This is a genomic window from Lentzea indica, assembly GCF_012184385.1.
GTDB classification, from domain to species: Bacteria; Actinomycetota; Actinomycetes; order Mycobacteriales; family Pseudonocardiaceae; genus Lentzea; species Lentzea indica.
The window spans coordinates 1-10816 of sequence record NZ_VSRL01000281.1; the positions used below are offsets into that span (position 1 = coordinate 1).

At 69.3% G+C, this 10816-nt stretch carries 15 protein-coding genes and 1 pseudogene; 8 read left to right on the top strand and 8 right to left on the bottom strand.

Going from position 1 to position 10816, the window contains the following annotated elements; all coding sequences use genetic code 11:
- Positions 1–165 precede the first annotated feature (165 nt).
- On the top strand, positions 166–1800 hold the full coding sequence (locus tag FXN61_RS41625) for a hypothetical protein (protein WP_167979357.1): 1635 nt from the start codon (positions 166–168) through the stop codon (positions 1798–1800).
- A 93-nt stretch (positions 1801–1893) separates the two neighbouring features.
- On the opposite strand, the gene FXN61_RS41630 is transcribed toward FXN61_RS41625, so the two are convergent.
- Entirely contained in the window at positions 1894–2940 is a 1047-nt protein-coding gene (locus tag FXN61_RS41630; protein WP_167979358.1) for a M4 family metallopeptidase, read from the bottom strand.
- Positions 2941–3085: 145 nt separating this feature from the next.
- Here FXN61_RS41630 and FXN61_RS41635 point away from each other — a divergent pair, with 145 nt between their 5' ends.
- From FXN61_RS41635 to FXN61_RS41645, 3 genes are all read left to right on the top strand, one after another.
- Complete coding sequence (locus FXN61_RS41635) at positions 3086–3550, top strand: SRPBCC domain-containing protein (RefSeq protein ID WP_167979359.1); 465 nt, start codon at positions 3086–3088, stop codon at positions 3548–3550.
- Positions 3547–3885: an ArsR/SmtB family transcription factor gene (locus tag FXN61_RS41640; RefSeq protein WP_167979360.1), complete on the top strand. Its 339-nt coding sequence runs from the start codon at positions 3547–3549 to the stop codon at positions 3883–3885. Before FXN61_RS41635 ends, FXN61_RS41640 begins: the two co-directional genes overlap by 4 nt.
- A gap of 93 nt (positions 3886–3978) precedes the next feature.
- Entirely contained in the window at positions 3979–4440 is a 462-nt protein-coding gene (locus FXN61_RS41645; RefSeq protein ID WP_167979361.1) for an SRPBCC family protein, read from the top strand.
- A gap of 9 nt (positions 4441–4449) precedes the next feature.
- Here FXN61_RS41645 and FXN61_RS41650 read toward each other — a convergent pair whose 3' ends face one another.
- Together FXN61_RS41650 and FXN61_RS41655 are read right to left on the bottom strand one after the other, a co-directional pair.
- Positions 4450–4857, bottom strand: a complete 408-nt coding sequence (locus FXN61_RS41650; RefSeq protein ID WP_167979362.1) for a hypothetical protein — start codon at positions 4855–4857, stop codon at positions 4450–4452.
- A complete protein-coding gene (locus FXN61_RS41655) occupies positions 4854–5408 on the bottom strand; it encodes an RNA polymerase sigma factor (RefSeq protein WP_167979363.1) in 555 nt (184 codons plus the stop codon). Before FXN61_RS41655 ends, FXN61_RS41650 begins: the two co-directional genes overlap by 4 nt.
- Positions 5409–5609: 201 nt before the next feature.
- Here FXN61_RS41655 and FXN61_RS41660 point away from each other — a divergent pair, with 201 nt between their 5' ends.
- Positions 5610–5786, top strand: coding sequence for a hypothetical protein (locus tag FXN61_RS41660; RefSeq protein ID WP_167979364.1), 177 nt, complete (start codon positions 5610–5612; stop codon positions 5784–5786).
- A gap of 30 nt (positions 5787–5816) precedes the next feature.
- Here the strand turns inward: FXN61_RS41660 and FXN61_RS41665 are convergent, their stop codons facing one another.
- Positions 5817–6308: an FBP domain-containing protein gene (locus FXN61_RS41665; protein WP_167979365.1), complete on the bottom strand. Its 492-nt coding sequence runs from the start codon at positions 6306–6308 to the stop codon at positions 5817–5819.
- Between the two features lie 67 nt (positions 6309–6375).
- Between FXN61_RS41665 and FXN61_RS41670 the strand changes: the two genes are divergently transcribed.
- On the top strand, positions 6376–6942 hold the full coding sequence (locus tag FXN61_RS41670; RefSeq protein ID WP_167979366.1) for a TetR/AcrR family transcriptional regulator: 567 nt from the start codon (positions 6376–6378) through the stop codon (positions 6940–6942).
- Here FXN61_RS41670 and FXN61_RS41675 read toward each other — a convergent pair.
- Positions 6939–7823 (bottom strand): NmrA/HSCARG family protein, encoded by an 885-nt coding sequence (locus FXN61_RS41675; RefSeq protein ID WP_167979367.1) that lies wholly within the window; start codon positions 7821–7823, stop codon positions 6939–6941. The genes FXN61_RS41670 and FXN61_RS41675 overlap by 4 nt on opposite strands.
- Before the next feature lie 82 nt (positions 7824–7905).
- Between FXN61_RS41675 and soxR the strand changes: the two are divergent.
- Positions 7906–8322 (top strand): annotated as a pseudogene (gene soxR / locus FXN61_RS53655) (redox-sensitive transcriptional activator SoxR); the annotation flags it as partial.
- A 77-nt stretch (positions 8323–8399) separates the two neighbouring features.
- Here the strand turns inward: soxR and FXN61_RS53660 are convergent.
- The 3 genes from FXN61_RS53660 to FXN61_RS41695 are packed head-to-tail and all read right to left on the bottom strand — an operon-like array spanning position 8400 to position 10170.
- A complete protein-coding gene (locus FXN61_RS53660) occupies positions 8400–8708 on the bottom strand; it encodes a protealysin inhibitor emfourin (RefSeq protein WP_167979368.1) in 309 nt (102 codons plus the stop codon).
- Between the two features lie 2 nt (positions 8709–8710).
- Positions 8711–9751 (bottom strand): M4 family metallopeptidase, encoded by a 1041-nt coding sequence (locus FXN61_RS41690; RefSeq protein WP_167979369.1) that lies wholly within the window; start codon positions 9749–9751, stop codon positions 8711–8713.
- Positions 9751–10170: a SixA phosphatase family protein gene (locus FXN61_RS41695; RefSeq protein ID WP_167979370.1), complete on the bottom strand. Its 420-nt coding sequence runs from the start codon at positions 10168–10170 to the stop codon at positions 9751–9753. Before FXN61_RS41695 ends, FXN61_RS41690 begins: the two co-directional genes overlap by 1 nt.
- 224 nt (positions 10171–10394) lie before the next feature.
- On the opposite strand from FXN61_RS41695, the gene FXN61_RS41700 reads away from it, so the two are divergent.
- A partial coding sequence (locus FXN61_RS41700; protein ID WP_246292835.1) for a hypothetical protein occupies positions 10395–10816 on the top strand: 422 nt, incomplete at its 3' end.

The following is a 10816-nucleotide window of genomic DNA, read 5'->3' on the forward strand; positions in this document are numbered from 1 at the left end:
CAACGGCGCCGTCGCGACGGCGCCGGCCACCGCGGCAGCTCCCCGTAGCAGCGAACGCCGGTTCCATTGTTCCCCAGTAGTCATGCGTTCAGCGAAGACCGGAGATCGTTGCGGCGACGTATGCGAATTTCGATATGCCCGCGATACGTACGGCAGGATGGCCGTGTGGAACCGAACGAGGTGCGCAACGAGGTGCACGCCGATCAGGTGAACGCCCCGGTGATGCAGTTCCGGGACCTGCACGGCGACATCCACCTCCACGCGCGCGAGGACACCCCGCTCCGCCGCGCCGCCCGTGAGCTGGCGGCGGCGGTGCGCAGGCAGTGGACGACAGAAGCGGAGAACCGGGCGTTGCGGCAGCCGGCCCCGTTGCGGGTGCGGTTCTCCGGTTCGCACGGGGACGTGCGCGACGTGCCGGGGATGTTCCGGGGGCTCGAACGCCGCCAGCTCGTCGTGCTGGGCGAACCCGGTGCGGGCAAGACGGTGGCGGCACTGCTGCTGACGCTCGAACTGCTGGAGCACCCGCGCGACGCCGAGCCGGTACCGATCCTGCTCTCCGCGACGTCGTGGGATCCCACCACGGAGCACCTCGACACCTGGGCTGCACGCAGGCTCGATGAGGACTACCCGGCTCTGCGCAATGTGCGGGCGTACGGCAAGAACGCCGCCGCCCGGTTCGTGGCCGAGGGGCTGGTGATGATCGTCGTGGACGGGCTCGACGAGCTGCCCTCGCACCTGCACGCTGCCGCACTGGACGGTCTGAATCGGGCGGTGGGAATGCGTCCGGTCGTGGTGACGTGTCGCAGTGCCGAGTACCACGCGGCGGTGACGAGTTTCGGGACGTTCCTCAGCGGTGCCGCGGTGGTGGAACTCGCGCCGGTGTCGTCCGCTGGCGTTTCGGCGTATCTCGGAGAAGCCCGCTGGACGCCGGTGATCACCGCGCTGCGCCGGCCGGGCCCGGTCGCGGAGGCGTTGTCGAGCCCGTTGATGGTTTATCTGGCGCGCACGATCTACCAGGCGCCGCAGACCGATCCGGCCGAACTGCTGCGGTTCGGGACGCGGGACGACGTGGAGCAGCACTTGGTGCGTGCGTACCTGCCTGCCGTCTACGAGCGGCGTCCGCAGGCCGTCGGCCCGTATCGGTCGGTCAGGACTCACGCGTGGCCACTCGCGAGAGCGTTCGACTGGTTGAGGTACCTCGCGGTGCGTCCCGGCCAGGACTTCGAGTGGTGGCACCTGACCGCCGCGGTGCCGCGCCTGCTCGTCGCCTCGATCGCGGGGCTGGTGGTGTTCGGGTTGTACAGCGGTGTCTGGGCGTTGTACCCCGACGCGGGCAACAATCAGGAGGTCGCCTACTTCGCGGGACTCGGTACCTGCCTCGGCGCGGTGGTGCGGCGCAGGCCGATCCGGCCGGCCAAGTTCGCGAGGACGCGGCTGGGACGTGAGTATGTGCCGAGAACTCTGGGGATTCTCGGGTCGTGCGTGATCCTCGTCGTGGTCATCACGATCGAACCGGAGGCGGTCGGGACGGTGACTTTCTTCCTGTTGCTCTCCTGGATCATCGTCCTGTCCGAGACGGCCCGGCATCGGTCCGACACGGTGACCGACCCGGACGGTCGCGCGTTGCTGCGAAACGACCGGAAGCTCTGCCTGACCTGGCTGGTTCTCGGCGCGGCCCTGTACGTGCTGCTGCTGGCGACGATCCATCTCCGTTGGCCGCCGCTGGTCGCCGCGGAGCTGGTGCTGATCATGGGATGTGCCGGGGCGGCAGGCCGCACCGCAGGATCCCGTGGCGGCTGATGACGTTCCTCGACGACGCGCGCCACCGTGGTGTCCTGCGGGCGAACGGGCCCGCCTACCAGTTCCGGCACGTCCGCCTGCAGGAGCACCTGGCTAGTTGACGCCGACGTCGTTCCACGAAGCGCGCACCACACCGGCGACCTCGGCCCCGAACAGCGCCTGCGCGGAGGCAACGGTCGCGGCAGCCGCCTCGGTGAAGTTCGAGTTCACGTGGAGCTTCGTGGCCAGCGCGTCGTACCAGACCTTGCCCGCCTTCTCCCACGCGTTGCCGCCCAGCCGGGTCGCCGCAAGGTAGAAGGCCTTGTTGGGGATGCCGGAGTTGATGTGCACGCCGCCGTTGTCGTTGCGCGGGTTGCCGTCGTCGGGCAGGTCGACGTAGTTGCTCATGTGGCCGGGCTGGCGGTCGAGCTGGTGCGCCGTCCCAGGGTTCTTCATCGACCGCAGCGCGACGCCCTGCAGCTGCGTGCCGAGAATGCCCGCGCCGATGAGCCAGTCGGCCTGGTCAGCGGACTGGCCGAGCGCGTGCTGCTTGACCAGCGAGCCGAACACGTCGGCCATCGACTCGTTCAGGGCACCGGACTGCTTCCGGTAGCGCAGGCCTGCCGTGTACTGGACGACGCCGTGCGTGATCTCGTGGCCCACCACGGAGAGGTCGCGGGACAGCGCGCCGGGCTGGAAGACCTTGCCGCTGCCGTCGCCGTAGACCATCTGGGTGCCGTCCCAGAAGGCGTTGTCGAAGCCGCGGCCGAAGTGCACCGAGCTGACGAGCTTGAGGCCGTTGCCGTCGACGCTGTGGCGGCCGAGCACGTCGCGGTAGAAGTCGTAGGTCTTGTCGGCGTTGTCGAACGCGTCGTTGACGGCGGCGTCCCCCACGGCGCCGTCGCCTTCCTTGCGGCGCATGACGCCGGGCAGGTTGCGCTCGTCGCCGCCCTGGACGTCGTGCACGGCCTTGAACTCGCCGGCGGGACCCCGCAGCTGGCCGGCGTTGAGGTCGAGGAACTGCACGGCCTCGGTGAGCGCGTCGCGCTGGGTGCGCAGGGCGGCCGAGGCGAGCAGGGTCGGGATGGTGTCGCGGATGTCGACGTTGCCCGCTTCGGCGAGTTCGATCAGCAGGTGGGCGGGCAGGATGAAGCAGACCATGTGTCGTTCCCCCTCTGGTTCCCCTGTACCAGAGGAGAGGACACCTTCGGCGCCCAAATACACGCGCAACCAACGGTTGCGTTAGCGAGGCGGGCCGGTTAGGTTGACGTGCAACCGATGGTTGCGTTCAAGCCGGGAGGCTCACATGGAGTACGGAAGCATCGAACGGGAGCTGCGCATCGACGCCAGCCCCGAGGTGGTCTACGAGGTCGTCAGCTCCGCCGAGCACCTGCGCGAGTGGTGGCCTGACGAAGCCGAGCTCGATCCGGTGCCCGGCGGCACCGGCAGGATCGTCTTCGGCGACCCGGCCTCTCCTGACGCGAAGGTCGAGGAGCTCACCGTCGTGGAGGCCGACCCGCCCCGCCGGTTCGCGTTCCGCTGGGTGTACGACAAGGGTGAGACGGCGGCGCCGGACAACTCCCTGCTGGTCACCATCGACCTCGTTCCGTCCGGCGACGGCACGCTGCTGCGTTTCAAGGAGACCGGCTTCCGTGAGCGCGGGTGGGAGGCCGCCGTGCTGGAGCAGGCCTACCTCGATCACGCCCGCGGCTGGGACCACTTCCTCCCGCGCCTCGTCACCCGTGCCACCGAGCTGGTCGCGCGGCGGTGAGCACCACGATCGACGACGGTCTCTGGTCCGCGATCGGCGACCCGACCCGCCGGCGGATGCTCGACCTGCTCCTCACCGACGGAGGCGGTACGGCGACCACGCTCAGCGAGCAGCTGCCCGTCACCCGGCAGGCGGTCGCCAAGCACCTCGGTGTGCTGGACGGCGTCGGCCTGGTGCACGTGACGACTGCGGGACGTGAACGCCGCTACGAGGTGGACGAGGTCCAGTTCGCCCGTGCGGTCGCCCAGCTGTCCGCGGTGATCACGACCTGGGACGCCCGGCTGCAGCGCATCAAGCGGATCGCCGAGCGGATCCAGCGCGGCAAGCAGGACTGACCGCATTCGCACACCCCATGTTCGCCGCCACCACCGTGGCGGCGCCGGACGACCGCGCCCTGAAGCGGCCCGAGAGACAGGATCTGATCACCCATGACGACACAGGCACCGCGCACCGAGCGCGGCTATTCGACGTCGTACGTCGTCGAGCAGTCACCGGACGAGGTTTTCGCCGCCGTCCTGGACGTCCGCGCCTGGTGGACGGGCGAGATCGAGGGGAGTACCGACGAGGTGGGAGCCGAGTTCTCCTACCGGCATCCCCCGCAGCACTACAGCCTTCAGCGCGTGGCCGAGCTCGAGCCGGGCCGTCGCGTGGTCTGGCAGGTGATCGACAGCCACCTGTCCTTCATCTCGGAGCCGGCCGAGTGGACGGGCAGCGAGATCGTGTTCGACATCGCCCCCGCCGCCGGAGGTACCGAACTGCGGTTCACCCACGTCGGCCTGGTGCCGGACGTCGAGTGCTTCGGCGCGTGCTCCACGGGCTGGCTGCACTACGTCGGCGGCAGCCTGCGCAGCCTGATCACCACGGGAAAGGGGCTGCCCGATCCGTGGTGACCCAACCGGTCAGCTGCGGACCCAGCGCGTGACGACCGGCGTGCCGTCTGACGCGGTCAGCCTGATTCTGACCATCCCCGGCGGCACCTCGGTCGCCGTGAACCAGCCATCGGAGATCGGCACCGCACGGCGTGACCGCGGCGTCTCTACCACCGCCTCACCCTCGGCCCCGGTGACCAGGCCACGCACCACGTCGTCGGTGATCTCCAGACTGACCGTGACCCGCTCGGACTCGAAGGCGAGCGTCAGCGGCCCGCCGCCACGCACCAAGGCCTCCGACTCGACCAGCTCGGCCAGTTCCGCGTCCAGCGAGCGCAACGCCAGCGCGGCACTGGCATCGCGCAGCACACCGGCCGGGACCGGGTCGAACTCGTCGGCCGCTGCGCGCAGCACGTCGAGGAAGTCGTCGTCGTTCATGACCGTCCCTCCAGCAGCTCGTTGCCCCTGACCAGCGCTTTCAACCGGCCCAGGCAGCGTTGGCGGATCGGGCCGATGCTGCCGACCGGCATGTCCAGCGCGAGGGCGACGTCGGCGTAGGCAGGTGGCGGCGAAGCCATCAGCACGCGCAGCAGGCGTCGGCAGCGGTCCGGGAGGTCCTCGAAGACGTGCCACAGCGCGGCGTTGCGTTCGCCGACGATCAGCTCGTGGTCGACGGGCGGGGCGGGGTCGGGGGAGTCGGCGATCTCCTCGGCGGGTTCGGGAAGGCGGCCGGCGCGGCGCAGGAGCTGCAGGCACTCGTGCCGCGCGGTGGTGGAGAGCCAGCCGGCCAGACGTTCCGGTTGGGCGATGCTGTCCAGGTTCTCGACCAGCCTGATCCACGTGCACTGCACGGCGTCGGCCGCGTCGGCGTCGCTCAGGCGGTACGCACGGGCGATCGACCACAGCAGCCCGCTGAACTGCCTGACCAGCGCGTCCCACGCGGCCTGGTCACCACGTGCGGCCGCCGCCAGCGACGCTGGAATGTCCATGTGGACATGATGCCGCGCGAACCGGCCATGATTCGTCTTTTGCCCCCGATCGTCGGGTCGGCGCCTGACGGAACGCCTCATCGGGGTGCACGGTCGTGGTGTCACGACCCGCCGATCGTCTCGTTTCGCCGAATTGCCGCCCAACAGCGGAGTCGCGGGTGCATGCTGTGTCCTACAGCACAAACCGAGGACTGATGAAAAATGACCAGTGCGACCGCGGGCTCCCGCCACAACTGGGAGTCCGACCTGGAGCGCTACCGGACCAGAGCGGTTCAGGTGCTCGACACGCACCTGCCCGCGACGAACGGATGCACCGAGTGCGGCGAACCCTGGCCCTGCGCCCGCGCGTGCACGGCCGAGTTGGTGCTCGAACTGTGACGACCTGATCGGAGACGCTCTTCCAGCTCTCTACGAGTTCACTCGATCGAGGAACGCCCTGATCCCGGAGAGCATCCGTTCGACCTGCTCGTCGATCGTGATCGACTCCTTGAACCGCGAGCCGGGACCCGCACTCTTCTTACCGCGCAGGTACAGCGAGCACGCCAGGTCCGCGCAGAGATACACGCCGACGGAGTTGCCCAACTGCCCGGACTTCCCGGCCTTGCGCGCGGTCATCAGTGACACACCATCACCGGAATGCGTGGTCAGGCACCACGCGCACATGGTCTTGCGCGCATGTCCTGCCTGCGACGCCCGTCGCAGCGCGATGCCGACGAGCCGCCCGTCCAGCTCGATCACGAGATACGAGCGGTCCGGTGCGGCGGGATCGCGCCAGCCCAGGTAGTCGAGGTCGTCCCACGGCCGGTCGCCGAGATCCTTGGGCACGTGCATGCGCTTCGCCTCGCCCTTCGTGGAATTGACGAAGGACGCACGGATGTCGTGTTCGGTCAGCGGCTTCATGACCGGGGACGCTAGGCTTACCTAGAGGTCCTAGGCAAATTATTAAGGGCCCTAGGAAGGGTGACGGATGGCACGCGCGGGGCTCACCGCTGACCGCCTCACGCAGGCGGCGGCGGAGCTGGCGGACGAGGTCGGCTTCGAGAACGTGACGGTGTCCGCGCTGGCCAGGCACTTCGGGGTGAAGGACGCCTCGCTGTACTCGCACATCCGCAACGCCCAGGACCTGCGGGTGCGCCTGGCCGTGCTGGCCCTTGCCGAGCTCGCGGACCAGGTGGCCGAGGCGATCGCGGGCCGTTCCGGCAAGGGGGCGCTGGTCGCGTTCGCCAACGCCTACCGCGCCTACGCGCGTGAGCACCCCGGCCGGTACACGGCGACGCAGATGGCCCTGGACCCGGACACGGCGGCGACCAGCGCGGCAGGCAAGCACGCCGAGATGACCCGCGCGATCCTGCGCGGCTACGACCTGTGGGAACCCGACCAGACCGATGCCGTGCGGCTGCTGCACAGCACGTTCCACGGGTACGTCTCGCTGGAACGCGCCGGGGCGTTCCACAGCCACCCTCGCGGGGTCGAGGCGTCGTGGACACGTGCCCTCGACGCGCTCGACTCCGTGCTGCGGGCGTGGCCCGACTAGACCGTCGTCGTGGTTCGCAGGACGTGGTCCCAGTCGACCGTCCTGGCCCAGTCGGCATAGCTGTGCCAGGCCACGCCTGGGTGGGCGGCGTGCAGCGCCTCGATATCGGCGAAGTCGGTGTTGTCCTCGAACCGTTGGAACATGTCGGCGGTCTCGTCGCCCGCCCACTGACGGACCTGGTCCAACGGCATCTGCTGGTACGGGATCTCGCGGCCGAGCACCTCGCTGAGGATCCGGGCCGCCTCCTCGCCGGTGACCCGGTCGGACACGACGTCGATCCGCTTGCCGACGTACCTGTCAGGGTGCTCGATCGCGTGCACGGCGAGGCCGGCGATGTCCCGGACGGTCACCTGGTCGAGCGGCTTGCCCGCGGACAACGGGTTGGCCAGGACGCCGTCGGTGAGGCGGCTGAACCCGACGTTCAGGGCGTTCTCCATGAAGTACACCGGTCCCATGACGGTCGCGCGCACCTGCTGATCCCGCAGGTAAGCCTCGACGAGCTGCTTGCTGTCCGCGTGGTCGATGTCGGTCGCCGCCACCCGGTCGGCACCGCGCACCGAGGAGTAGACGAGGTGCGCCTCGGCCCGTGTGGCGGCGTCGACCAGGAAGCGCCCCTGGGCGACCTCCTCGTCCTTTCCGCCGGATCCGAACGGCACGGACAGGCCGAAGATCGCGTCGACGTCCCTGGCGGCGCCGGCGAGCGCCGATGAGTCGGCCAGGTCGCCGGTGACGAGCCGCGCCCCGGCGGTGGCCAGCGCCAGCGCGGACGGCGATTCGGGCGACCGCACGTATGCGGTGACGTCGTGGCCGTGGTCGAGCAGCAGCTCGGCGACGGCACCGCCCTGCTTCCCGGTGGCGCCGATGACGAGAACGGAGGTCACGGATGCTCCTTGATCGCGATTCGTGGACGCCGCTGATCCTCTGGCCTCAACCTCGGTTGAGGTCAAGCGCTATGGTCACGCCATGCCGAGGGCTCACACGACATTTCACGAACTCACCGTCGGACAGGTCGCCGACCGCAGCGGTGTCGCGATCTCCGCGCTGCACTTCTACGAGCGCAAAGGCCTCATCCGCAGCTCTCGGACGGCAAGCAACCAGCGCCGGTACAGCCGCGACACGCTGCGCCGCGTGGCCTTCATCCGGGCGTCGCAGCACGTCGGCATCTCACTGACCGCGATCGGGGAAGCCCTGGACCGGCTCCCCAGCGAACGCACCCCCACCCCCGACGACTGGGCACGGCTGTCCGCAGCCTGGCGGACCGAACTCGACGCACGCATCGCGCACTTGCAGGCGCTGCGGGACGACCTCACCGAGTGCATCGGCTGCGGCTGCCTGTCGCTGCGGGCCTGCCACCTGACCAATCCGCGCGACGTGCTGGGTCGCGACGCGCCGGCGCGCGCCGGCTGCCACAGCCGCACCCTGGGCCGTGAAACCACGCCGTCGTCTCCGGTTGGTGCCTACGCCGGACCGATTCCCGGTGGGCCGAAGTGCTCGGTCCGGCCAGGAGCCGACTCGACCCATTCGATGAGCTCACGCACGCCTGGAGCGAGGTCGTCGGCGTTCACCAACGTGGTCACGGCGCCTGCGTCGTCCTCGATGAGGATCTCGACGATCTCGCGGTCCGGTCGTGGGGCGCCGGCGTCGGTCAGCGATGCCATGCGGACGCGCGCTCGCAGCGCCTCGGCGTCCGCCGAGGCGAGTGCGGACGTGTCGACGGCGGTCGAGCTCACGAGTCCCGCGAGCCCACCGCCGCGGACGACTGTCACCTTCAGAGGACCCCGACCTCCTGCCAGGCCGAGCGGACGATGCCCGCTTCCGGCTCACCGTACAACTCCTTCGCCGACGCGACAGTGGCGTCCGCCGCGTCCTTGAACTGAGAGTTCTGCTGCAGTCGCGTGGCCAGCGCGTCGTACCAGATCTTGGCGGGCGCCTCCCACGAGTGCCCGCCGATACCGGTGGCGACGAGGAAGAAGGCCTTGTTCGGAATACCCGAGTTGATGTGCACGCCGCCGTTGTCGTTGCGCGGGTTGCCGTCGTCGGGCAGGACCACGAAGTCGTCCATGTGGGCGGGCTGACGGTCGAAGTTGTGCGCCGTGCCCGGCTCCTTCATCGACCGCAGCGCTGTGCCCTGCAGCTGGGTGCCGAGGATGCCCTCGCCGAGCAGCCAGTCGGCCTGGTCTGCCGTCTGCTTCAGCGTGTGCTGCTTGATGACCGAGCCGAACACATCGGCCCACGACTCGTTGAGCGCGCCGGACTGCTTGCTGTACACGAGTCCGGCGGTGAACTCGACGACGCCGTGCGTGATCTCGTGCGCGACCACGGAGGTGTCGGCGGCGAGGCTGCCGACCTTGAAGATCTTGCCGCTGCCGTCGCCGTACACCATCTGGGTGCCTTCCCAGAACGCGTTGTCGTAGCCCTCGCGGTAGTGCACCGTCGAGACGAGCTTGGCGCCGTTGTCGTCGACGCTGTGTCTGCCGAGCACATCGCGGTAGAAGTCGTAGGTCTTGTCGGCGTTGTCGAACGCGTCGTTGACCGCCTTGTCCGCGTGGGGGCCGTCCTTCTCGCCGCGCCGCAACACGCCGGGTAGCAGGGCGCCGTTCTGGGCGTCGTAGACGGACTTGTTCTCCGCGAACGCCATCGGCATCAGCTCGGCGTCGAGCCCCATGCTCTGCACGAGAGCGGTCACGGCTATGCGGCGCTCGCGCATGCCTGCGGCGGCGACGGCGGCCTCGACCGCTTCGCGGGTGTCGAGCTCACCCGCTTCGGCCATTTCCAGCAGGATGTGGGTGGGCAGGATGAAGCAGACCATCACGGTTCCCTCTCTCCGTACTTGAGCCGCACCCCGCCCGCGTCCACCGTGACAACGAAGAGGTTGTCGAACTCCCGTTCACCGATCGGGCTCGGCGTGCCACCGAGCTCCTGGACGAGCGGGGGAACGGTGTTGGTGTGACCGACCACCAGGACGACGTCGCCCAGCGATCCGGCGCGGATCCGATCGGCCAGGTCGGGCCCGGCGACCACGGGTTGCAGCTGTGTTCGTGACGCGAGGGGTTGCGCGGTCTGCTTGGTGCGCCGGAACACCGAGGTGACGATGGCGGTCACCCCGGCTTCGGCGACGGTCCGCGCCAGCAGCTCGGCGCGGCGGCGGCCGAGCTCGTTGAGCGGCGGGTCGTCGGAACTCGGCGGCAGGTCGATGTCCGCGTGGCGGACGAGCAGCACGGTGATCACGGTCCCCCCGTTTTCTGTCGTACTACTGCTTCGCCCACCCTCCGCAGCGCGTTAGTCCGGTGCGCGCAATGCCGCCCGTTCGGCCTAGCCAGCCCTTGGGGCTTCCTCCGTGATTACTGACCCCCGATAACGTTCACTTATCGGCGGTCAGCTTTTTCTTGCCCAATTGGGTAGCGTTGCGTTGGATAACGTAACTACACACGTAATGCTGCTACGATATTGCCGTGGAGACGAGCTGCAACTTCCCCGGCTGTGAACGCCCCGTTTTCCGAGGTGGCGGGCCGGGCAGGCCCTCGGAGTACTGCGACCTGCCCGAGCACACGCGCTGGCGGGCGTGGAGGGAGCGGCAGCGGCTGGCCGCGGAGCCCGAGCAAAACATGGAGGTCGTCACCGTGACGAATCTCCCCAGGGTCTCCGGTACCGCCAAGATCAGGGCCGAAGAGCTCCTCGACCGGTTCCGGGTGCTGTCCGAGCAGATGACGCAGACCCTCGGGCGGGCCGTCGGCGAGCTGAACGCGATGGCGGACCCGAGCGTCGCCGAGAGCCAGATCCAGGCCGCCGAGGCCGAGGCCGCGCGACGGGTCGCTGAGGCGCAGGCCGAGCTGGCGTCGGCCGAACGGCGCCGGCATGACGCGGAGCGGGCTCG